Here is a 22,529-nt window from a genome sequence, read left to right on the forward strand (position 1 = left end):
AGCCATGAGGAACCCCTGAATCCAGGATTCCGCAGTCGCCGGGGCGTCGCCGCATGATTTCGGAGAGTAGTTGTTCCACGCCGATGCACCCACCATCCCTTACGAAGGGTTATGGTGGAAACCCCCCCTCGGGCCGGTCCGTCTCCCCCCCACGGACCGGCCCGTTTTTTCTGCCCGCACTCCGGAACCGCTCGGCACCGGGTCGGCGTCCCCCTCAGGGAAGGCGCGGGGCTGTGTCCGGCATGCGGCCCCGCCGCGTGGGTGCGAAGACCCCCCGACCCGCAGCCCCCGACTCGCAGCCCACCCACCCACAGCCGACGACGAACCCGCACGAACCCCTCACTCCCAAGCCCCGGGCCGTGGCAAGCCCCAAGCACCGGTAGGCTCAACGCCTCAGGCGCCGCACGGCTCCGGCACCCATCTCTCCCGCCAACCCCCGGAGGGCCACGTGAACCTGCGCGACACCCTGCGCAGCCTGCTCGTCAGGCTCTACGCACGCCGCGTGGAGGGCCACCTGGACCACGATCAGGTGCCCAAGCACATCGGCGTCATCATGGACGGCAACCGCCGCTGGGCGAAGGCGTCCGGCTCGACCACCGTCCACGGCCACCGGGCCGGCGCCGAGAAGATCGAGGAGTTCCTCGGCTGGTGCACCGAGACCGACGTCGAGGTCGTCACCCTCTGGCTGCTGTCCACGGACAACTTCGACCGGCCGCAGGAGGAACTCGTCCCCCTGCTCGGCATCATCGAGGACGTCGTCCGCTCCCTCGCCGCCGACGGCCGCTGGCGGGTCCACCATGTGGGTGCGCTCGACCTGCTGCCGGGCGGAATGCAGCACACCCTGAAGGAGGCCGAGGAGGCCACCGCCCACGTCGACGGAATAGTGGTCAACGTGGCCATCGGCTACGGCGGCCGACAGGAGATCGCCGACGCCGTGCGCTCCATGCTGCTCGACGCGCAGGACCGGGGCGTGGCGATGGAGGACCTCGCCGAGTCCGTCGATGTCGACATGATCGGCCGTCACCTCTACACCAGCGCGCAGCCCGACCCGGACCTCGTCATCCGCACCAGCGGCGAACAGCGGCTGTCCGGATTCATGCTCTGGCAGACCGCTCACTCGGAGTACTACTTCTGCGAGGTCTTCTGGCCGGCCTTCCGGAAGGTCGACTTCCTGCGCGCGCTGCGCGACTACGCCGCACGTCACCGCCGTTACGGCGGCTGACCCCCGCCGCACGCCCCGTCGCCGCCCGGTGACGGGGCGTTGTCGTGCGCCCCGGTTCGCAAGGACGTCACCAGGAGTTCACCGGTGCGCTGTTGGCCGCATTTGCATGGCGGCGCATGTTCGAGGGCATAAGCCAGACAGGTTGACGCCCGAACCACGGGCGTCGGATCTCAGCGGGCGGCACGGGGCCGTCCGCCCGGGAGGCCCTTTGCACCAGCCCGACCGTGCGGTCACTGCACGGAAGCAGCCGCGGAGGGCCGGTCCTCGGCCCGCCGCGTGCGAGGGCCGGCGGTCGGCCTGGTCAGTGCCCGTCCTCCCGGACGGGGCTTTCCCGCCGTCGCGGGCGGGATATTCCCCGCCCTCCCGGACGGGATTTTCCCCACCCTCCCGGCCCAGCTTCCACCTCGTCGCTCCCCGACCTCATCCGAGGGGGTACGTCCTTCCGTGGTGACCAGCACAAAGCGCCACAAGCCAGACCGGCGCACCTATGTTCTCGACACCAGCGTCCTGCTGGCCGACCCGAATGCCCTGACCCGCTTCGACGAGCACGAGGTCGTGCTCCCGATCGTCGTGGTCACGGAGCTGGAGGCCAAGAGGCACCATCCTGAGCTCGGCTACTTCGCCCGGCAGGCCCTGCGCCTGCTGGACGACTACCGGGTGAAGAACGGCCGCCTCGACGCCCCCATCCCGATCGGGGAACTCGGCGGGACCGTACGGGTCGAGCTCAACCACTCGGACCCCAGCGTGCTGCCCAGCGGCTACCGCCTGGGGGACAATGACTCCCGCATCCTCGCGGTGGCCCGCAACCTACAGGCCGAGGGGTACGACGTCACCGTCGTGTCGAAGGACCTGCCGCTCCGGATCAAGGCCTCGTCCGTGGGCCTCCTCGCCGAGGAGTACCGCGCCGAACTCGCCATCACGGAGAACTCCGGCTGGACGGGGATGTCCGAACTCACCCTGCCGGGCGAGCAGGTGGACGTCCTCTTCGAGGAAGGGCACGTGTACGTCCCGGAGGCCGCCGGCCTCCCGGTGCACACCGGCCTGACCATCCAGTCGGAGCGCGGCAAGGCGCTCGGCCGGGTCACCGCCGAGGGCAACGTCCGCCTGGTGCGCGGCGACCGCGAGGCGTTCGGCATCAAGGGCCGCAGCGCCGAGCAGCGCATCGCGCTCGACCTGCTGCTCGACCCGGACGTCGGCATCGTCTCGATGGGCGGCCGGGCCGGCACCGGCAAGTCGGCGCTGGCGCTGTGCGCGGGCCTGGAGGCGGTCCTGGAGCGCCGCCAGCACCAGAAGGTGATGGTGTTCCGGCCGCTATACGCGGTCGGCGGCCAGGAGTTGGGCTATCTGCCCGGCAGCGAGGCGGAGAAGATGAGCCCGTGGGCGCAGGCCGTCTTCGACACGCTCTCGGCGGTCACCAGCCGCGAGGTCATCGAGGAGGTCACCGCGCGCGGCATGCTGGAGGTCCTGCCGCTCACCCACATCCGGGGCCGCTCGCTGCACGACGCGTTCGTGATCGTGGACGAGGCGCAGTCGCTCGAACGGAACGTCCTGCTGACCGTTCTGTCCCGGATCGGCGCCAATTCACGGGTCGTTCTCACCCATGACGTGGCGCAACGGGACAATCTGCGGGTCGGTCGCTACGACGGTGTCGTCGCGGTCGTGGAGAAGCTGAAGGGGCACCCGCTGTTCGCCCACGTCACGCTGACGCGGTCCGAGAGGTCCCAGATCGCGGCGCTTGTGACCGAAATGCTGGAGGAAGGTCACATCTGACCCGTCCCGCAGCGCAGTTGACGCCGTCCGGCAAAGGCCAAGAGCCTAGCCGGGCGGCGTCTCGGCGTGTGGAGCTTTCCGGAAATCCCCTGGACCAAACGGGATGTGAGCTTTCACACGCAACACAGAATTGCCACCCGGCGGCCGGTTACGGCAGAGTCTCAGTCCTGTCAGGCCCCGCATACGACACATCTGTACCCCCAGCGGTACAGCACCACTGAAGCACCACCAACTCCATAGAGTTCGTCGTATGCCGCCCGAGCACCACACGGCGCTCCCCCGGGGGAGTTGCCCACCGGGCCCGCGCCTCCCGTGACCCCGCAGTTGGGAGGCCAGTGTCAGGGGCACGATTGCGTCCGCCAGGGTCACCGAAGCGGGCGATGCTGGAAGGAAACCGTGTGAGCCGGATTTCGGTCCGGGGATTCGCAGTGGCTTCGGCCACCGCGGTCACCGCCGTCGGAAGCGTCGTCGGAGTTGCGTCGGGCAGCGTCGCGCAGAACAACAACAACGACGCCGAGTCGACGGCTGCCGACACCACGCTCCTCGCGGACATACCCGCGGGTCAGCAGGCCCAGGTCCAGACCGCGTCCCTGACGCAGCAGGCCGACGCCCAGGCCATCGCCGCGGACGCGAGCGCCAAGAAGGACGCCGAGGCAGCGGCCCGCAAGGCAGCCGCCGAGACCGCGTACGCGAAGAAGGCGGCCGCCGAGAAGGCCGCGGAGGAAGCCAAGCAGCGCACCGAGGCGAAGGCCGCGGCCAGCCGCAGCAGCGACCCCAGCCTCGGCGACGGCAGCTTCCCCGTGCAGTCCTCCTACACGGTCGCGCAGGTCCAGGCCATCGCACGGCAGATCGTGCCGGCCGGCCAGTACCAGTGCTTCAGCAACATCGTGACCCGCGAGTCCACCTGGAACTACCAGGCGGTCAACGCCGCCTCCGGTGCCTACGGTCTGGTGCAGGCTCTGCCCGCCGGCAAGATGGCGTCCGCGGGCGCCGACTGGCGGACCAACCCGGCCACCCAGATCAAGTGGGGCCTGAGCTACATGAACGACCGGTACGGCAGCCCGTGCGACGCCTGGACCTACTGGCAGGCGAACGGCAACTACTGAGTCCGACCGCGGTTCTCAACCTCGCGAAGCCCCTCCCCGTCCTCAGGGGAGGGGCTTTCGCCCTGTACGGTCTACCCGGATGCCTCCTGGGGGAGGAGAGGTGGCGAACACGCGGGGACGCGGGGGAAGAGGACGGATCATGTCGCGAGTGCCAGGGTGGCTCGGCAAGCTCGGTGCCGGCCTCACCGAGATGAGCGAGCGCCTGGACGAGCGCCGCGCGGAGGTGGAGCAGGAGAGCGACCCGCTCGCCGCGCCCGCACCCCCGGCTCCCGCCCTCGCCGCCGACAGGACCCCGGCCGCCGACGGCCCCCCGGCCTCCGCCGCCGGCGTTCCGTCCCCGGCCGGCACCTCCGCGCCGTCGGCAGGCCCCCGTCCCGACCCGGCCCTGGCCGTCCCCTGGGGCGTACGCGTCGCCGCCGAGGCGGGCTGGCGGCTGCTGGTGCTCGCCGGGACCGTCTGGGTGCTGATCCAGGTCATCAGCGCGGTCCAGCTGGTGGTGTTCGCCGTCGTCATCGCCCTGCTCGTCACCGCGCTGCTCCAGCCGACGGTCGCCCGCCTCACCCGGCGCGGGGTGCCGCGCGGCATCGCGACCGCGCTCACCGCCATCAGCGGGTTCGTCGTCATAGGGCTGATGGCCTGGTTCGTGACCTGGCAGGTCATGGAGAACATCGACACGCTCTCCAACCAGATCCAGTCCGGCATCGACGACCTGCGCAACTGGCTGCTGAAGAGCCCCTTCCACGTCACCGACAAGCAGATCAACCAGATCGCCAAGAACCTGCGCGAGGCGATCGGCGCCAACACGGACCAGATAACGTCCGCCGGTCTGGAGGGCGTTCAGGTCATCGTCGACTTCCTCACCGGCCTGCTGCTGGTGTTCTTCTCGACGCTGTTCCTGCTCTACGACGGCAAGCGCATCTGGCAGTGGTTCCTGAAGCTCGTGCCCGCCGCCGCCCGCCCGGGCGTGGCCGGCGCCGGCCCGCGCGCCTGGCGCACCCTGACCGCGTACGTGCGCGGCACGGTCCTGGTCGCCCTCATCGACGCCACCTTCATCGGGATCGGCATCTACTTCCTCAACGTGCCGATGGCCGTCCCGCTGGCCGTCTTCATCTTCCTGTTCTCGTTCATCCCGCTCGTCGGCGCCGTCGCCTCCGGCGCCCTCGCGGTGATCGTGGCCCTGGTCACCCAGGGCGTCTTCACCGCCGTCATGACCCTCGTCGTCGTCCTCGCCGTGCAGCAGATCGAGGGCCACGTCCTCCAGCCGTTCATCCTCGGCCGCGCGGTCCGCGTCCACCCGCTGGCGGTGGTCCTCACGGTCGCGGCCGGCGGCATGGTGGCCGGCATCGGCGGCGCCGTGGTGGCCGTACCGCTGGTGGCGGTGACGAACACGGTGGTCGGATACCTGAAGCAGTACTCGGAAGAGCTGCAACAGCAGAAGGCCCCCGCCGCCCCGCCCGCGCCCGCCTCCGAGCCGGAGAACGCCGAAGACCCCGTCCACGCGGAGTGAACGGGGCCCTCGGACGACGGCCTTACCCGGCGAGAACCGCCTCGGCCTCCAGCGTGACGCCCACGGCCTGAACCACAGAGGCGATCTTGAACGCCTCCTGGATCACGTCGCGCTCCACGCCGGCCTTGCGCAGGACCTGCTCGTGCGAGTCCAGGCACATGCCGCAGCCGTTGATCGCGGAGACCGCGAACGACCACAGCTCGAAGTCGGTCTTGTCCACGCCCGGGTTGCCGATGACGTTCATCCGCAGGCCCGCGCGCAGGGTGCCGTACTCGTGGTCGGACAGCAGGTGGCGCGTCCGGTAGAAGACGTTGTTCATCGCCATGATCGCGGCGGCCGACTTGGCGGCCGTGTACGCCTCCGGCGTGAGGTTCGCCTTCGCCTCCGGCTCCAGCTCACGCAGCACGATCGGGGAGCGGGAGGCGATGGCGGTCGCCAGCACCGTGCCCCACAGCTGCTGCGCCGGCAGGTCGGAGTTGCCGATGACCGAGCCCAGGTTGAGCTTCAGGTCCTTGGCGTAGTCCGGGACGCGGGACTTCAGCGAGTCGAGCGACATGGGTCACTCACCGGCCAGCAGCGCGACCGGGTCCAGGGTGTTCTCACCCTTGTTCCAGTTGCACGGGCACAGCTCGTCGGTCTGCAGGGCGTCCAGGACCCGCAGGACCTCCTTGGGGTTACGGCCCACGGAACCGGCGGTGACCATGGTGAACTGGATCTCGCGGTTCGGGTCGACGATGAAGACGGCGCGCTGCGCGAAGCCGTCCTCGCCCTCGATGCCCAGGTCGCGCATCAGCTCGTGCTTGGAGTCGGCCATCATCGGGAACGGCAGGTCGGTCAGGTCCGGGTGGTCCTTGCGCCAGGCGTGGTGCACGAACTCGGAGTCACCGGAGAAGCCGAGGATCTGCGCGTCACGGTCGGCGAACTCGTCGTTCAGCTTCCCGAACGCGGCGATCTCGGTCGGGCAGACGAAGGTGAAGTCCTTCGGCCAGGCGAAGACGACCAGCCACTTGCCCTCGTAGGACTTGTGGTGGATCTGCTCGAACTCCTTGCCCTTCTCCAGCGAGACGCAGGCGGTCAGTTCGAACTCGGGGAACTTGTCACCGACAGTGAGCACACGCTCTCCTTGCAGCGAAGAAACACCCCTTTTGAGGGAGTTTCCCGTGATGGGTTGGACGCTGCTGATGGTGGCACAGGGTGCATTGATTAGTGAAATAGCTACACTCGGACTTGTTGATCGGAGGTAGTTATCAGTGACCATCAGTAGCGGTAAGCGGAGGCAGCCGAGCCTCGCACAGCTGCGGGCCTTCGCCGCCGTCGCCGAGCATCTGCACTTCCGGGACGCGGCCGCCGCGATCGGGATGAGCCAGCCCGCGCTGTCCGGCGCCGTCTCGGCGCTGGAGGAGACCCTCGGCGTGACCCTCCTTGAGCGTACGACGCGCAAGGTGCTGCTCTCGCCCGCCGGCGAGCGGCTCGCGGTGCGGGCCAAGACGGTGCTGGAGGCGGTCGGCGCGCTGCTGGAGGAGGCCGAGGCGGTCCGTGCGCCGTTCACCGGGGCGCTGCGCCTCGGTGTGATCCCCACGGTCGCGCCGTACCTGCTGCCGGCCGTGCTGCGGCTCGTGCACGACCGCTACCCCCAGCTCGACCTCCAGGTGCACGAGGAGCAGACCGCGAGCCTGCTGGACGGCCTCCACTCCGGCCGCCTGGACCTGCTGTTGCTGGCGGTCCCGCTCGGTGTGCCCGGCGTGGTCGAACTCCCCCTCTTCGACGAGGACTTCGTGCTCGTCACCCCGCTCGATCACTGGCTCGGCGGCCGCGAGGGCATCCCGCGCGAGGCACTCAGGGAGCTGAACCTGCTGCTCCTGGACGAGGGCCACTGCCTGCGCGACCAGGCTCTCGACATCTGCCGCGAGGCCGGCCTGGGATTCAAGGGGGCGGGGCGTAGCCCCTCGGTTGAGGGCGGTGGTGGGCGACGGGCGGGCGCCCCGGTCACGACCACGGCGGCGGGTCTGTCCACGCTGGTCCAGCTCGTCGCCGGCGGTCTCGGCTGCACGCTGCTGCCGCGTACGGCGCTGAAGCTGGAGACCGCTCGCAGCAGCCAGCTCCTCACCGGCGCGTTCGCCGACCCGGCGCCGAGCCGCCGGGTCGCCTTCGCGATGCGGGCGGGCGCGGCTCGGGCGGCCGAGTACGAGGAGCTGGCCGTGGCGCTGCGCGGGGCGCTCGCCGCACTGCCGGTGCGGGTGCTCGGCCCGGACGCCTGAGCCTTCCAGGAGGTCCGGGCGGGAGGGGGCCCACGGCGCACCGCGCTCCTACTCCGTGCGCAGCCCCTCCGGGCGCATCATCCGCACCAGCGGTGGCAGGCTCAGGGCGGTGACCGCGAGGACCACCGCCGCCCCCGCGCCGGTCAGCCCCAGGACGCTCGGCCAGTCCACGCCGACCGGCGAGCCGACCATCTTCAGCAGCACCGCGCCGAGCGTCAGCCCCACGGCCGAGGCGAGCAGCAGGCCGAGGGCGATCGGGATCGTCGTCTGCCACAGCACCGACAGACTCAGGGTGCGCCGCCGGGTGCCGAAGGCGACCAGCGAGGACAGCAGCTTCCTGCGCTCGCGCAACTGCTCCAGCTGGGAGACCAGCAGGCTCGCGCCGATGAGGGCCAGCACACAGATGGCGCCGGCGAACGTACCGGTGCGGATGGAGGAGAACTGCGCCGAGCGCTGGGTGGCCGACCACTCCATCGCGTCCGCGAGCGGGTCGATCCGCGCGGCGGTGTTGCGGACGTGCTCGAACGCGTCCGGCACCGATGTGTCCACCGAGAGGTAGACCGTCGCGTTCAGCAGGCGGCTCATCCGCTCGGGCACGGCGCCCGGGGTCAGCAGCACGCCGCTGTCCCTGGTCCCGCTCGGGCCGCTGATCGCGGTCGCCTGCCGCAGCCCGCCGGGCACGGTCCAGGTGACGTCCTTGCCGCGGCCCGTGCCGTTGACGCCGTCGACGTGGAGCGTGCGGCCCGGCCGGACGAGTTTGGCCACGTCCTCGTCGTTCGTCCCGCCCCTGGCCACGAACATGTCCCCGTCCGTGCAGGACGTCAGCCGGGCCACCTCGCGCAGTGCCCCGCAGCTGCCGACGGTGACCAGCGTCGTGCGGGAGGGCCCGCTCTGCCAGTTCTGGTCGCCCAGTTCGGTGCTGCCGATCGCGGTCGCCTTGCGCACGCCCTCAGTGGTCGCGAACTGCCCGGCGGCCGAGCCGAAGCCGGCGCCGCGGGACAGGTTGACCTGCATCTGGGCCCGGGTGGTGTCCCGCCCGGTGTTCTTGGTGTAGTCGCCCTGGACGCCCGCGAACAGCATCTGCATCGCGACCGCTCCGGCCACCGCGACCGCGATGCCGTTCACCATGCGGGCCGCCGAGCCGCTGCTCAACTGCAGCCGCCGTACGGCCAGTTGCCAGGCCACAGGGCCGCGTCCGAGCCGGGCCACGACCGCCTCGACGACCCAGGGCAGCAGCGTGGTCACGCCGATGAGCAGCAGCAGGACACCGCCGATCACCAGGTACGTGTTGAAGTCGCCGTTCGAGCGGCCCTGGCCGATCATCGGGGCGAGCATCGCGAGGCCGCCGACCGGCAGCAGCAGCCGCCACCAGAGTCGGCGGCGCGTGGGCCTGGCCGTACGGACCACGCCCAGCGGCTCGATGACCACCCCGCGCAGCGCGAACAGCGTGACCAGCACCGCCGCCGCGGGCACGGCGACCGCGACCAGGACGGCCAGCGCGGGCGAGGGGTTGAGATAGCTGGGGAACACGCTGATCCCCACCACCTCGACCGAGCCCGCGAGCTGTCGGCCGAGCAGGAAGAAGACCGTGCCGAAGGCCAGCCCGACCAGCGATCCGGCGAGTGCCTCGCCCGCCGCGATCCGCCGGGTCATCCGGCTGTCGGAGCCCACCAGCCGCAGCGCGGCCAGCCTGCGGTCGCGCCGCTCGCCGCCGAACCGTACGGCGGTGGCGATGAACACCGCGACCGGCATCAGCAGCACCACGAAGACGACCAGTATCAGCAGAAGCAGCACCGGATCCAGGGTGTTCGACGACGCCGAGGGGCGCCCGAACTCGGAGATCCGGGCCGTCTTCCACCCGTCGATGTGTGCGGCGAGGTTCTTCCCCCCGGCGTAGTAGGTCAGTTCGCGCGAGCCGATCAGGCCCTTCTCGGCGATCGTCCCGACGATCCGGTACGGCAGCCGCTCGCGCAGCAGCGCGCCGTCGCCGGAGCCGAGCAGTTCCTTCAGCGCGGGCGAGACGACCATCTCACCCGGCGCCGGATACCTCGTCAGGCCCGGGGCGACGGGGGCCTTGGGCCCTTCCGGTTCCACCAGCCGGCCGCGGACGTCCTCGCCGTGGTACGTCGTGTCGGCGTCGGAGATCACCAGGGTGTTCGCGGCCTCGGCGCGGGGCGGGCCGTAGGTGTAGTCCATGCGGGCGTCGTCGCGGGCGTGCCGCACCGACAGCGCGTTCGGGATCGCGGTCGTCAGCAGCAGCAGGGCCACGCCGAGCCCGACGCCGACCGCCGTCAGCAGCACTCGGATCAGGCCCTCGCGCCCGCCGGTGAAGGCGAACTTGACCCCCATGCCGAGGTCCCGCCCCCATTGCCTTACGTTCACGCGACCCGCTCCATGTCCCGGGACTTGCCGTCGCGTACGACGATCTCGCGGTCGGAGTAGGCGGCCACCCGGGCCTCGTGCGTGACGAGGACGACGGCCGCGTTGGAGGAGCGGGCCGCGTCGGTCAGCAGCTCCATCACGCGCTCGCCGTTGAGGGAGTCGAGGGCGCCGGTCGGCTCGTCGGCGAAGACCACGCGGGGCCCGGTGACCAGCGCCCGCGCCACCGCGACGCGCTGCCCCTGGCCGCCGGAGACCTCGCCGGGCCGCTTGCCCCGCAGGTCGTCCACCTCCAGGCGCTCCATCCAGGTGAGCGCGGCCTTCTCGGCCCGCCTGCGGGAGGTGCCGTTCAGCCTTAGCGGCAGGGCCACGTTCTCCACGCAGGTCAACTCGGGCACGAGCTGGCCGAACTGGAAGACGAACCCGAAGTCGGAGCGCCGCAGGGCGCTGCGCTGGGCGTCGTTCATGCCGGCCAGTTCACGGCCGTCGTAGACGATGGACCCGGAGTCCGGCGGGACGATGCCGGCGAGGCAGTGCAGCAGGGTCGACTTGCCGGAGCCGGAGGGGCCCATGACGGCGACGACCTCGCCGGGGTGGATGGAGAACTCGGCGCCGTCGAGGGCGACCGTGGGGCCGTAGGCCTTGCGCAGGTCCTCGGCGGCGAGCAGGGAGCCGGCGGGGGCGCTCATCGGGTCACCTCCGCGCGGAGCTTGTCCAGGCGCGCGGCGGTCAGCTCCAGCCAGCGCAGGTCGGCCTCCAGGTGGAACAGCGCGTGGTCGCAGACCAGCTGGTCCGCGAGGTCGCCCTTGCGCTTGCGGTCGGTCAGGATCCGCATGCTGCGCAGGTGCTCGGCGCGCTGGGTGTCGAGGATGTCGGCCGCGTTCCGGTGGGTCAGCAGCGCGAGGACGACCTTGGTGTACAGGGTCGACTGGAGGTACTCCTCGGGCTTCTCCGGAGTCGCGAGCCAGCGCTCGACGTCGGTGATGCCGGCGTCGGTGATGGCGTACCGCTTGCGCTCGGGGCCGCCGCCGGCCTCTATCCCGTCGACCTCGACGAGGCCGTGCTTCAGCAGCCGGGACATCGTCGAGTAGACCTGGCCGTAGTGCAGCGGCCGGTCCTGACCGAACTTCTCGTCGAAGGCCCGCTTCAGGTCGTAGCCGTGGCGCGGGCCGGACTCCAGGAGCCCCAGAAGGGTGTGACCGATGGACATGACGAGCACTCTACACACGGTGTATACGGGGTGTGTATACACGGAGTGTGCAGATCATGGCCCGGAGTACGGCGGTGCAGGTGGGAGCCGATTGTCACGGTTCCGAAACAGGCGGCCTGCCTCTGCGCGGCATCGGCCCCGTCTCCTTCGGCAGCCGGCCCGCCTCCGCGAGCGCGCGGCGCAGCAGGAACTCGATCTGCGCGTTGGCGGAGCGCAGTTCGTCCCCGGCCCAGCGGGCCAGCGCGTCGTACACCGACGGGTCCAGCCGCAGCAGCACCTGCTTGCGCTGCTGCGGCCGCCGCTTCGGCGTCTGCGGAGTGCCGTCCGAGGAGTCCGGCGTGTCCGGAGCGTCCGGGGAGTCCGTCACTGGTAGAGCGACCCGGTGTTGAGGACCGGCTGCGGGGCCCGGTCCCCGCACAGCACGACCATCAGGTTGGACACCATCGCCGCCTTTCGTTCCTCGTCCAGTTCCACGATGTCCGCCTCGGCGATGCGGGCGAGCGCCGTCTCGACCATGCCGACCGCGCCGTCCACGATCTGCCGCCGGGCGGCCACGACCGCGCCGGCCTGCTGCCGCTGGAGCATCGCGGAGGCGATCTCGGGAGCGTACGCGAGATGCGTGAAGCGCGACTCGATGATCTCGACTCCGGCCGCCTGTACGCGAATCCGCAGCTCGGCGGCGAGCTTCTCGGTGATCTCCTCGGCGTTTCCGCGCAGCGACAGCCCGCCCTCCTCGTGGGAGTCGTAGGGGTACTCGATGGCGATGTGCCGCACGGCCGTCTCGGTCTGTGTGGCGACGAACTCGGTGAAGTCGTCCACCTCGAACGTGGCCTGAGCGGTGTCCTGGACCTTCCAGACCACGACCGCGGCCAGCTCGATCGGACTGCCGTAGGCGTCGTTCACCTTCAGTACGGCGGTCTCGTGGTTGCGCACCCGGGTGGAGATACGGGTCCGCGACGTGAAGGGGTTCACCCAGCGCAGGCCGTCCTCGCGGATCGTGCCCCGGTAGCGCCCGAAGAGCTGGACGACCCGGGCCTCGCCCGGCGCTACCGTGTTCAGCCCGCGCAGCGAGATGATCGCGGCGAGGAAGACGACGATCCCGGCGGGGATGAGCACGCCCTTGGCGGCGGGGGAGGAGAGGGCCGCGGCCGTGGCGAGCAGCGCGGCGGTGGCGCCGAGCCCGAGCAGGCCGAGCAGGAGAGCGAGTCCGCCGCCGATGCTGTGCGCGGTGAACTCCCGGGTGCGGGGAGCGGGCATCGCGGGTGCGTCGGGAGCGTCGAGCGCCTCGGACGCGTCGGGTGCGGAGTCGTTCGTGGTCATGGTGGTCCCCGTTCCGGTGGTGTCGATGATGCCTATCGGCGATCTAGCTAACTGATATCACTTTCTCCCGCAGAAGCAACCCTGCGGCCTCGTCAGCCGTCGGTTCCGTTGGGGCGGGTGCTGATTGTCACGTCCGTAAAAGAGCGGATCGGACGCCCTTTGTCATAGAGACGGGTGTTAGCTTTCGGAGCTGACCCCGAGACGGAAGCGGAGCGTAGGGACCCATGGGACGAGCGGACGAGAGACGAGCGCGACAGCGCGGCGGCCACCGCGCGGCGCCCAGGCGAGGCCGCTCGCAGTCCACGCCGGCCGCCACCGCCTCCCCCTCCGCACCGGCCGGCGGCAAACGCCCCAAGGGCCGAATACGCCGGCTCTTCACCTGGAAGAAGATCCTCGGGACCTTCTTCGGCCTGGTGCTGCTCGTCATCGGCGCGTTCGTCGTGCTGTACATGACGATCGACATCCCGGCGGGCAACGCCACCGCCCAGCTGCAGAGCAACATCTACAAGTACAGCGACGGCACGATCCTCGCCCGCACCGGCGAACTCAACCGCGAGAGCGTCGACCTCGCCGAAGTCCCCAAGGACGTCCAGCACACCTTCGTCGCGGCGGAGAACAAGACCTTCTACTCGGACTCCGGCATCGACCTGAAGGGCACCACCCGCGGCATCCTCAACACCCTGGAGGGGCACGGCACTCAGGGCGGTTCGACGATCACCCAGCAGTACGTCAAGAACTACTACCTGGACCAGAACCAGACCGTCTCGCGCAAGCTGAAGGAACTGGTCATCTCGCTGAAGCTGGACCGCCAGAAGTCCAAGGACTACATCCTCGCGGGCTACATCAACACCAGCTACTACGGCCGCGGCGCCTACGGCATCCAGGCCGCGGCACAGGCGTACTACCACAAGGACGCCAAGGACCTCACGGTCCAGGAGGGCGCCTACCTCGCCGCGCTGCTCCAGGCGCCGAACCAGTACGACTGGGGCCTCGCGACCGACACGGGCAAGCAGCTGGCGGTCGCCCGCTGGAACTACGTCCTGGACAACATGGTCAAGCAGCACTGGCTGGACGCGGGCAAGCGCCAGGCCATGAAGTTCGAGGTCCCCAAGGCGCCCAAGGCGGCGCCGGGCATGAAGGGGCAGACCGGCTACCTGGTCGACGCGGCCAACTCGGCGCTGTACAAGCAGCTCGTGTCCCAGGGCGACGCCGCCAGCCTCGGTGACGCCGAGGCGCTGGTGCGCAAGGGCGGCTGGACCATCACGCTCAACATCGACCGGAAGAAGCAGACCCAGCTGGAGCAGGCCGTCAAGGAGCAGCTGACCAGCAAGCTGGACGCGAAGAAGCGCTCCGTCGACGGCGACGTGCAGCCCGGCGCCGTCTCCGTCGACCCGCGGACGGGCAAGGTCCTCGCCATGTACGGCGGCACGGACTACTTCAAGCACTTCACCAACAACGCGACCCGCCGCGACTACCAGCCCGCCTCCACCTTCAAGCCGGTGATCCTCGCCGCCGCCATGGACGGGGGCGCCACGACGCAGGACGGCCGGGCCATCACCCCGAACACGATCTACGACGGCACGAGCGGCCGCCAGGTCGTCTCGGGCGGTGCCAAGGTCGGCTTCGGCCCGCCGAACGAGGACGACCGGGACTACGGCAACATCACCGTCCAGACGGCCATGAACCAGTCCGTCAACTCCGTCTTCGCGCAGATGGGTGTCGACGTGGGCATGGACAAGGTGATGGCCACCGCCGGCAAGCTGGGCATGGACACCAAGGGCATGGAGGCGGTCCCCGCGCAGACGCTGGGCTCCATGGGCGCGAGCCCGCTGGAGATGGCCGGCATCTACGCCACCCTCGACAACCACGGCAAGAAGGTCACCCCGGCGATCATCAAGTCCGCCGAGCACAAGGACCGTACGGTCTCCCTCCCCGACCCGATCGGCGACCAGGTGATCAGCCGGACCGCCGCCGACACGGTCACCTCGGTGCTCACCGGCGTGGTCGACGACGGCACGGCCAACACGTCGGTGGCCAGCAACCCGGAGCGCAACGGCCAGCAGGTCGCCGGCAAGACGGGCACGTCCGACAACAACAAGTCGGCCTGGTTCACCGGTTACACGCCCGGCCTGGTCACCTCGGTCGGCCTGTTCGGCGAGTCCGCCAAGACCCACGCGCAGGTGCCGCTGACGGGCGCCACGGGCCTCATCACCTCGGGCGGCGGCCGTGTCAACGGCGGCAGCTATCCGGCGCTGATCTGGGCCGCGTACACCTTCGGGGCGATGGGCGACGTCAGCAGGTTCGACCTGGACACCACGCAGGGCGCGGCCGTCCAGCCGACCTACACGCCGACGGCCCCCTCGACGCCGTCCAACACACCGTCGCAGACGCCGAGCAGCAAGCCGCCGACGACCGCGCCGCCCACGCGGCCGCCGACCAGCAAGCCGCCGACGTCCACGCCGCCCACGCAGCCGCCGACGTCCCCGCCGCCCACGCAGCCGACGACGCAGCCGCCGACGGACCCCGTCACGGGTAACCCGCTCAATCCGGGCGGCGGCCAGAACTTCGGCCAGTAACAGCGCACAGGCCAAGGGCGCCCGGGAAGTCCCCGGGCGCCCTTCGCCGCTGCACCGGGAGCCTCAGCCCCGGTTCAGCTCGAACCACACCACCTTGCCGGCGCTCAGCCGGGTCGCGCCCCAGCGCCGCGCCAGCCTGTTGACCAGGTACAGGCCGCGCCCGCCCTCGTCGGTGGCCCGGGCCTGGCGCAGCCGCGGCAGTTGCGGCACGTCGTCGCCGACCTCGCAGCGCAGCACGTCGGTGCGCAGCAGCCGGAGCGTCACCGGCCGGGAGGTGTACCGTACGGCGTTCGTCACGACCTCGCTGACCAGCAGCTCCACCGAGTCCGTCAGGTCCTCCATGTCCCAGCGGGCCAGCGCGCGGCGGGCCAGCCGGCGGGCCTGGCCGGGGGCCGTCTCCTCCGGATCCAGCCGCCAGTACGCGACGTCGCTCGGCGCGATCCCGTCGAAGCGGGCCGCGAGTAGCGCGATGTCGTCGTCCCGGTCGCCCGGCCCGAGCATGTCCAGCACCTCGTCGCACAGGGCTTCCAGCGGCGGCGGATGGTCCGGGCCGGTCAGCCGGGCGGTCGCGGCGAGCTTCTCGCGCAGCTGCTCTATGCCGGTCCAGACGTCGCGCAGCCGGGACTCCACCAGGCCGTCGGTGTACAGGAGCAGGGTGGCTCCGGCGGGCGCGTCCAGCTCGACCGCCTCGAAGTCGACCCCGCCGACCCCGATCGGCGCGCCCGGCGGCACCCGCAGCACCTCGGCCCGGCCGCCCAGGTGCAGCAGCACGGGCGGCGGATGGCCGGCGTTGGCGATCGTGATGCGGTGTGTGACCGGGTCGTAGACGGCGTAGAGGCAGGTCGCCATGCGGTCCGTGCCGAGCCGCTGCGCCTGCTCGTCCAGGTGGTGCAGCACCTCCTGGGGCGGCAGATCCAGTCCGGCCAGCGTCTGCGCGGTCGTGCGCAGCTGGCCCATGATCGCGGCCGAGGTCATGGAGTGCCCCATGACGTCGCCGACGACCAGCGCGACCCGGCTGCCGGGCAGCGGGATCGCGTCGTACCAGTCGCCGCCGACCCGCGCGGTCTCGGCGGCCGGGAGGTAGCGCGAGGCCAGCCGGACGCCGGTCGGGCGGGGCAGGGTCTCGGGCAGCATGGTGCGCTGGAGCTCGTCGGCGATGTAGGCCTCCCGGCCGTACAGCACCGCCTTGTCGATGCCCAGCGCGCTGTGCGTGGCCAGTTGGGCGGCCACCAGCAGGTCGTCCGCCTCGAACGCGAGCCGCTCAGGGCGGCGCAGGAACAGAGCCGCGCCGATCACCCGGCGCCGGCCGCGCAGCGGGGCGAGGATCGCGTGCTGCCCGGACGGCACGAGCGCCTCGCCGCCGACGCCGAGCAGCTCGGGCAGCGCGGCCCGGGCGGCGGGCGCGTCCGCGAACACCGGCCGGACCCCGCGCAGCACCTCGTTCAGCGCGCCGCCGGGGCGCACCTCGCACAGCTCGGTGGTGAGCGAGGACAGCTCGGCCAGCACGCTCGGCTCCGGCTCGGGGTCGAAGGCCGGCGGCAGCAGGACACCCTCGGTGTCCCGCTCCTCCGGTATCCGGTCGCTGCGGCGCAGCCGCAGCACCACCGGACCGGTGGGCCGCTCGTCGCCGACCGGCAGCGGGTCGCGCAGATAGACCAGGATCGCGTCCGAGAACGTCGGCACCGTGGCCCGGCACAGCCCCATCACGATCTCGTCCAGATCGAGGCCGCGCGCGATGCGCCGGGTCGCCGCGCCCACGAACCTGAGCCGGTCGCCGTCACGCCGCATCGGCATCGGCCGGCCGGGCGGCAGTCCGCGTCCGGTACGGCGCTCCTGGGCGGCGGCCGACCGCTCCTGCTCGGCACCGGGCTGGGGCGGAATGCCCTCCGGTGCCGGGCGGGGGCGGTGCGCGCCGGGTTCCGCGGCGGCGGGCTGGGAGTGCTCGGGGCCGTTGACTGGGGGCTCCTTCCCCTTGCCGGCCGGGGACTGTGGCCCCTTGCCGTCCTGTCCCACGGCCTGCGCCGGTAAGGCCGGGGTGCCGGGGGCCTTCTGAGCACGCAGGAACGCCCCGCGGCCCTCCGCGGGGTCGGCGCCCTGAGGGCACTCGAAGGAGGTGGGCTGCTCCGTCACGCCTGTCGCATCCGTCCGTCCGGGGCTGCACGCCGGGCGCGCAGTTGGTCCCGCCGAAATCCCGATACCCGCAATACGTGCCCCAGGAACGGAATTCCCGCGTGCTCAGGTGTTGTTCCTGCGCCACCGGCGTGTCCCGGCGGGCCGGCGGTGGTGGTGCCCTGGTGCCCCTCGCTCACGTCCTGCCGCCCCTCGGTGACGATCGGTCAAGCCCGGCGCATGCTCTGACAGTTGTTGCTCAAATGCGCCCTTGCGGAGGACGATCCTACGTTTCGTGCCCGGGGGCGCATCAAGGGTCTCATGAGGACACGTGCGCGGGCGTACGGTCCCAGTCCTCGGGGAGAGACGGTACCGCCCAGGACGGATCCGGGCGCCAGTGCTGCCAGCCGTCCGTGAACGGAGGGCCCCAGGAGCCGATGACCTCGATCGCCTCCTGCCCCGCCACCCGCACCCTTTCCGCCGTCCGGGCGTCCATCAGCCCGTCCCGCTGGGCCTGCGCGAACTCGTCCTCGTCGCGCCAGTGCCAGCTGCGGTCCGGGTGCACGGAGATGTCCAGGAAGAAGTCCTCGGAGTCCACTCCGCCCGCCCAACGGACCAGCGGCTGCTCAAGATTGACGTACCAGTTCTTGAACTGCCAGCCCGGCTCCCAGAACAGCCACACCGACCAGGGCCGGCCGGGCTGGGCCAGCTTCAGCACGCCGGTGCCGAACCAGCGGTCCCGCTGCACCGTGCGCGGCTTGGTGTAGCGGGACCGGAGCGGCTCCTGGTGCACCGGGGTGCCGTCGGCCAGCACCGGCTTCACGCACTCGGTGCCCGGGGCCAGCCACACGGCCAGCAGATCCGCGTCGTCGCGTACGACGGTGACGGGCCGTGCGATGTGGAAGTGCTCGCCGGCGTTCTCCCGGTAGCGCCACAGGATCGGGGTCCCCGGGGTCCAGTGGTCCGCGGGCCCCGCCGCCGTGCTCGTCATCGCTCCAACGTCCGTCATGCACAGATATTAGGTGCCGCGGGCACCTGACGCTGCGGCGTACCTCACGATCCCCGCCGGTGGCCGGAAAGGTTCGCTCGCGGTTACGGGCGCGTCATCCCGAGGACATCCAGCGCCTCGTCGAGCTGCTCAGACGTCAGCTCGCCGCGCTCGACATACCCGCCCTCCAGCACCACCTCCCGGATGGTCCTCCGCTCGGCGAGGGACTTCTTGGCGACCTTCGCGGCCTCCTCGTACCCGATGTACTTGTTGAGCGGGGTGACCACGGACGGGGACGACTCGGCGTACTCACGGGCCCGCTCCCGGTCGGCGGTGATGCCGTCGACCGTCCGGTCGGCGAGCAGCCGGGACACGTTGGCGAGCAGCCGGATCGATTCGAGGACGTTCTTGGCGATGACCGGGAGCATCACGTTCAGCTCGAAGTTCCCGGCGGCGCCGGCGGAGGTGATCGTGGCGTCGTTCCCGATGACCTGGGCGGCGACCATCAGCACGGCCTCGGGCACGACCGGGTTGACCTTGCCCGGCATGATGGACGAGCCGGGCTGGAGGTCGGGGAGCCGGATCTCGGCGAGCCCGGTCCTCGGCCCCGACGCCATCCACCGCAGGTCGTTGGCGATCTTCGTCAGCCCGACGGCGATGGTCCGCAGCTGCCCGCTGGTCTCCACGATGCCGTCCCGGGCCCCCTGTGCCTCGAAGTGGTCGCGGGCCTCGGTCAGCGGCAGCCCGGTGGCACGGGCGACCTCCTCGATGACCGCGGCGGAGAACCCGGGCGGGGTGTTGATCCCGGTCCCGACGGCCGTGCCGCCCAGCGGCAGTTCGGCGAGCCGGGGCAGGGACGCGTTCAGCCGCTCGACGCCGTAGCGGATCTGGGCCGCGTACCCGCCGAACTCCTGCCCCAGGGTCACGGGCGTCGCGTCCATGAGGTGGGTCCGCCCGGACTTCACGACGTCGGCGAACTCCTCCGACTTGCGGGTGAGGGCGTCGGCGAGGTGGGTGAGGGCCGGGATCAGGTCGTGGGTGACGGCGGCGGTGGCGGCGATGTGGATCGAGGACGGGAACACGTCGTTGGACGACTGCGAGGCGTTGACGTGGTCGTTGGGGTGCACGTCCCGGCCCAGCCGCTCGGCCGCGAGGGTGGCGACGACCTCGTTGGTGTTCATGTTGGACGAGGTCCCGGACCCGGTCTGGAACACGTCGACGGGGAAGTGCTCGTCCCAGTCCCCGCGGGCGACCTCCGCCGCCGCCTCCTGGATCGCCTCGGCGACGTCCTTGTCGAGCACGCCGAGCCGCGCGTTCACTTTCGCGGCGGCCCCCTTGATCCGGGCGAGTGCTTCGATGTGGGAGCGTTCGAGGCGCTGGCCCGATACGGGGAAGTTCTCGACGGCACGCTGGGTCTGGGCGCGCCACTTGGCGGTGGCGGGGACGCGGACCTCGCCCATGGAGTCGTGCTCGATGCGGTAGTCGCTCATGCCTGGTACAGCGACCTGGGGCGCCGGGTTGTTCCGGGGGTTGGGCCGGGCGGGTGCCGGCCCGCTCGGTGTGCGGGCGGACCGGAAGCGGTCCGGAAGCGGGGGACGGGTATCGGTGGCAGCGGGCGCGGGGATGTGCTGGGGGCATGGAAATGACCAGGTCACGGCACCGTGGCGGGCGGGGCGGCCGGCCCCCGCTCGTCCACGCCGCGCAGGAACGCCTCGACCGCCGACAGGTCGGTCCGCTCCAGGTCGTCGGCGCGTATGACCACGCGCAGCTCGGGGGAGACGGCCGGGTCCTGGCGCAGGCTCTGGGTGAAGGTCTCGACGATCAGGAGGACGAGCTGGGTCCGGTCGAGTTCGACGATGCGGGACAGACCCGTGCCGATCAGCGGTATCGCCACCGGTTTGAACAGCCCGTGCAGCGCGACCGAGGGCCACAGCCGCTCCAGGCTCAGCCGCAGGTCCGCCGGGCCGGACCGGGCCCGCAGGTCGTTGCCCAGGCGGGAGTAGGCCAGCGCGAACACCCGGCGTCGGCCGACCGGCACCGCCACCACCGTACCGACGGGGTAGCGCACGCGACGGCCGCGCCGCTTCGTCCGGACGCTCTCCGTGCCCAGTGGGGTGAACCGGCCGAGACCGCGCAGCAGTTGGACGTCGAGGAGCTTGTGCCGGCCCCCGAAGAGGCGGTCGACCAGCTGGCCCTGCACGCTCTCCCGGCTGATCACGACGTCGTCGGGGAAGGTGTCGAACGTGTCGGAGAAGCCCACGACCAGGTTGGCGTCCTCCTGGTCGAACAGGTCGCCGCGCACCACGACGACGTCCACCCGCAGCCCGCGCAGGGTGTGGCGCAGCAGTTCGCCGCCGTGCCGCTCGCGCAGCCGGGCGTTCAGCCGGGTGAGGACGGCCGCGGCCTCGACGTCGTCCGGCCGCTCCCGGACCGTCTGTTCGGCCACCGGGAGGGCCAGGTCGTAGCGGCCCAGCGAGATGTGTCCGTCGACCAGTTCGCGCAGCGCGGTCTCCCGGAGCCGGATCAGCCGGCGCACCGGCACGCTCGCGAACTCCTCCTCGTGCACCTCGGTCAGCGGCCGGCCGCGCCACAGCCGCAGCGCCTCCGCGAGCAGCCGGACGGCCGAGGCCGGTGCCGCGCGCAGCGCGTCACCCACCAGGCGGGTGAACTCCGTGCTGTCCAACTCCTCCTCGGCGAGGTCGAGTTGGTAGGTGCTCTGGGTGCCACGCCCGGACGGCAGCTGGCCGGTGCGGATGATCCGGGCGCCGTGTCCAGGCCCGGCGAGGTCGAAGGCGCGCCGCAGCTCCAGGATCCGTTTCTGCACCTCGTTGCGGTTGCGCAGCTCCTGGTGCGGCAGTTCGACGGTCTGCTGCCACACGTCCCGGTAGAGCCGCCGCGCGGTCACGGCCTCGCCGTCGGCGGCGATCAGCCGCACCAGCAGCCGGGCCGTCAGCGGGGTGAGCCGTACCGGAGTGCCGTTCACATCCAGCCGCACGGGGCCGAGCACGCTCACACGTACGCACGATGTGCGGATCTGCACGCGCCTCGCCCCCTCTGCCGCGTGACTGTGCGTCAGCGTACCAAGGGGTTCTGGAGGGAAACATGCGATTGTCCGGTTTGCGATCGACCCGTTCGTCCCCGCCGCTCCGGTCGCGGTTACGGCTTCCGAGATGGTCGCGGCGCGGGCGGCGGATGTTCGCGGGCAGCGTGCTCGCGGCCTTCGGCGCCGTGTCGGCCGTCGTGCAGTTCGTCGGGCAGCTCTTCCCGCGCGCCGTGGCCCGCCCCGGCCTCGTCCTGGCCGCCTCCGTCGCCCTGTGCCTGGCCTGGGGGCTCGCCCGGGCGCGCCCGCAGGCCGCGGTACGGCAGGAGTTCGGGCGCCCCGGGATGACCGTGGTCGTCGAGGAGGGAGACCTCTTCGCGCAGCCGGGCCATCTGGTGGTGGGGTTCACCGACACCTTCGACACCCTCGTGGACGACGGCGTCGTCATCAACGGCACGAGTGTGCAAGGGCAGTTGCTCGACCGTCGCTACGGCGGCGACGCCGGGCGGCTGGACGCCGACCTGGACGCCGCGCTGGCCGGGGTGGCCCCGGTGGCGCGGGAGAGCGCGCGGGACAAGCCGCGGGGCAAACGGGCGCGGTATCCGATCGGGACCGTCGCCACTCTCGGCAGCCGGCCGCAGCTGGTCTTCGCCGTCGCCTACAGCCGGATGGGCAACGACTGCGTGGCCGCCTCCAGCGTGCACGACCTGTGGTTCGGCCTGGACCGGCTGTGGGACGCCGTCCACCGGCACGCCCAGCTCGAACGCGTCACCATGCCGCTGACCGGGGCGGGGCTCGCCCGGCTGCACGACCTCGACGAGGACAGTCTGCTGCGGCTGATCCTGCTGTCGTTCGTCGCCCACTCGTGGGAGCGGACGGTCTGCCGCGAGCTGCGCGTGCTCGTCCGCCCCGGTGAGCTGGGGCGGATCGACCTGCCGGAGACCGGCGCGTTCCTGGCCACGCTGGCGGCGGGTGCCCGGCGGCACGTCTGACCCCGGGCACCCGCCCGCCTCCCCCGTGCTGATGCGGTACGGGCCCCTCCCC

General features: G+C 71.4%; 18 protein-coding genes. 7 read left to right on the forward strand and 11 right to left on the reverse strand.

What is annotated here, in order from left to right; all coding sequences use genetic code 11:
* Positions 1 to 448: 448 nt before the first annotated feature.
* The 4 genes from ACZ4MF_RS16145 (at position 449) to ACZ4MF_RS16160 (ending at position 5,605) form a co-directional block, all read left to right on the forward strand.
* Positions 449 to 1,222 (forward strand): isoprenyl transferase, encoded by a 774-nt coding sequence (locus tag ACZ4MF_RS16145; RefSeq protein WP_356026401.1) that lies wholly within the window; start codon positions 449 to 451, stop codon positions 1,220 to 1,222.
* A 444-nt stretch (positions 1,223 to 1,666) separates the two neighbouring features.
* Complete coding sequence (locus tag ACZ4MF_RS16150; RefSeq protein WP_467492634.1) at positions 1,667 to 2,992, forward strand: PhoH family protein; 1,326 nt, start codon at positions 1,667 to 1,669, stop codon at positions 2,990 to 2,992.
* 398 nt (positions 2,993 to 3,390) lie between these two features.
* Complete coding sequence (locus tag ACZ4MF_RS16155) at positions 3,391 to 4,098, forward strand: aggregation-promoting factor C-terminal-like domain-containing protein (protein ID WP_356026407.1); 708 nt, start codon at positions 3,391 to 3,393, stop codon at positions 4,096 to 4,098.
* Positions 4,099 to 4,237: 139 nt separating this feature from the next.
* On the forward strand, positions 4,238 to 5,605 hold the full coding sequence (locus ACZ4MF_RS16160) for an AI-2E family transporter (RefSeq protein ID WP_467492635.1): 1,368 nt from the start codon (positions 4,238 to 4,240) through the stop codon (positions 5,603 to 5,605).
* A gap of 22 nt (positions 5,606 to 5,627) precedes the next feature.
* Here the strand turns inward: ACZ4MF_RS16160 and ACZ4MF_RS16165 are convergent, their stop codons facing one another.
* Positions 5,628 to 6,161: an alkyl hydroperoxide reductase gene (locus ACZ4MF_RS16165; protein WP_467492636.1), complete on the reverse strand. Its 534-nt coding sequence runs from the start codon at positions 6,159 to 6,161 to the stop codon at positions 5,628 to 5,630.
* A 3-nt stretch (positions 6,162 to 6,164) separates the two neighbouring features.
* A complete protein-coding gene (locus ACZ4MF_RS16170) occupies positions 6,165 to 6,719 on the reverse strand; it encodes a peroxiredoxin (RefSeq protein ID WP_351209104.1) in 555 nt (184 codons plus the stop codon).
* A 142-nt stretch (positions 6,720 to 6,861) separates the two neighbouring features.
* On the opposite strand from ACZ4MF_RS16170, the gene ACZ4MF_RS16175 reads away from it, so the two are divergent.
* Positions 6,862 to 7,863, forward strand: coding sequence for a LysR substrate-binding domain-containing protein (locus ACZ4MF_RS16175; protein ID WP_467492827.1), 1,002 nt, complete (start codon positions 6,862 to 6,864; stop codon positions 7,861 to 7,863).
* A 48-nt stretch (positions 7,864 to 7,911) separates the two neighbouring features.
* Here ACZ4MF_RS16175 and ACZ4MF_RS16180 read toward each other — a convergent pair whose 3' ends face one another.
* The 5 genes from ACZ4MF_RS16180 to ACZ4MF_RS16200 form a co-directional block, all read right to left on the reverse strand.
* Positions 7,912 to 10,245, reverse strand: coding sequence for an FtsX-like permease family protein (locus ACZ4MF_RS16180; RefSeq protein WP_467492637.1), 2,334 nt, complete (start codon positions 10,243 to 10,245; stop codon positions 7,912 to 7,914).
* The gene (locus tag ACZ4MF_RS16185) at positions 10,242 to 10,931 is read right to left on the reverse strand and encodes an ABC transporter ATP-binding protein (protein ID WP_356026422.1); all 690 of its coding nucleotides are present in this window, start codon (positions 10,929 to 10,931) and stop codon (positions 10,242 to 10,244) included. The genes ACZ4MF_RS16180 and ACZ4MF_RS16185 overlap by 4 nt, the downstream gene beginning before the upstream one ends.
* Positions 10,928 to 11,452: a PadR family transcriptional regulator gene (locus ACZ4MF_RS16190; RefSeq protein WP_356026424.1), complete on the reverse strand. Its 525-nt coding sequence runs from the start codon at positions 11,450 to 11,452 to the stop codon at positions 10,928 to 10,930. Before ACZ4MF_RS16190 ends, ACZ4MF_RS16185 begins: the two co-directional genes overlap by 4 nt.
* A gap of 94 nt (positions 11,453 to 11,546) precedes the next feature.
* Positions 11,547 to 11,819: a type II toxin-antitoxin system antitoxin gene (locus ACZ4MF_RS16195; RefSeq protein WP_356026426.1), complete on the reverse strand. Its 273-nt coding sequence runs from the start codon at positions 11,817 to 11,819 to the stop codon at positions 11,547 to 11,549.
* Positions 11,816 to 12,772, reverse strand: coding sequence for an SPFH domain-containing protein (locus ACZ4MF_RS16200; protein ID WP_467492638.1), 957 nt, complete (start codon positions 12,770 to 12,772; stop codon positions 11,816 to 11,818). The genes ACZ4MF_RS16195 and ACZ4MF_RS16200 overlap by 4 nt, the downstream gene beginning before the upstream one ends.
* A 224-nt stretch (positions 12,773 to 12,996) precedes the next feature.
* Between ACZ4MF_RS16200 and ACZ4MF_RS16205 the strand changes: the two genes are divergently transcribed.
* Complete coding sequence (locus tag ACZ4MF_RS16205; RefSeq protein ID WP_467492639.1) at positions 12,997 to 15,348, forward strand: transglycosylase domain-containing protein; 2,352 nt, start codon at positions 12,997 to 12,999, stop codon at positions 15,346 to 15,348.
* A gap of 63 nt (positions 15,349 to 15,411) precedes the next feature.
* Here ACZ4MF_RS16205 and ACZ4MF_RS16210 read toward each other — a convergent pair whose 3' ends face one another.
* The 4 genes from ACZ4MF_RS16210 to ACZ4MF_RS16225 all read right to left on the reverse strand — a co-directional run bounded on the left by ACZ4MF_RS16210 (position 15,412) and on the right by ACZ4MF_RS16225 (position 21,458).
* Positions 15,412 to 17,478: a SpoIIE family protein phosphatase gene (locus tag ACZ4MF_RS16210; RefSeq protein ID WP_467492640.1), complete on the reverse strand. Its 2,067-nt coding sequence runs from the start codon at positions 17,476 to 17,478 to the stop codon at positions 15,412 to 15,414.
* A 298-nt stretch (positions 17,479 to 17,776) separates the two neighbouring features.
* Positions 17,777 to 18,466, reverse strand: coding sequence for a cytidylyl-2-hydroxypropylphosphonate hydrolase (fomD, locus tag ACZ4MF_RS16215; protein WP_467492641.1), 690 nt, complete (start codon positions 18,464 to 18,466; stop codon positions 17,777 to 17,779).
* A gap of 83 nt (positions 18,467 to 18,549) precedes the next feature.
* Complete coding sequence (locus ACZ4MF_RS16220) at positions 18,550 to 19,935, reverse strand: class II fumarate hydratase (protein ID WP_467492642.1); 1,386 nt, start codon at positions 19,933 to 19,935, stop codon at positions 18,550 to 18,552.
* A 161-nt stretch (positions 19,936 to 20,096) separates the two neighbouring features.
* Entirely contained in the window at positions 20,097 to 21,458 is a 1,362-nt protein-coding gene (locus ACZ4MF_RS16225; protein ID WP_467492643.1) for a macro domain-containing protein, read from the reverse strand.
* Positions 21,459 to 21,637: 179 nt separating this feature from the next.
* Between ACZ4MF_RS16225 and ACZ4MF_RS16230 the strand changes: the two genes are divergently transcribed.
* Positions 21,638 to 22,477, forward strand: coding sequence for a macro domain-containing protein (locus ACZ4MF_RS16230; RefSeq protein WP_467492644.1), 840 nt, complete (start codon positions 21,638 to 21,640; stop codon positions 22,475 to 22,477).
* Positions 22,478 to 22,529 lie beyond the last annotated feature (52 nt).

Source organism: Streptomyces sp. NPDC025793 (genome assembly GCF_055558375.1).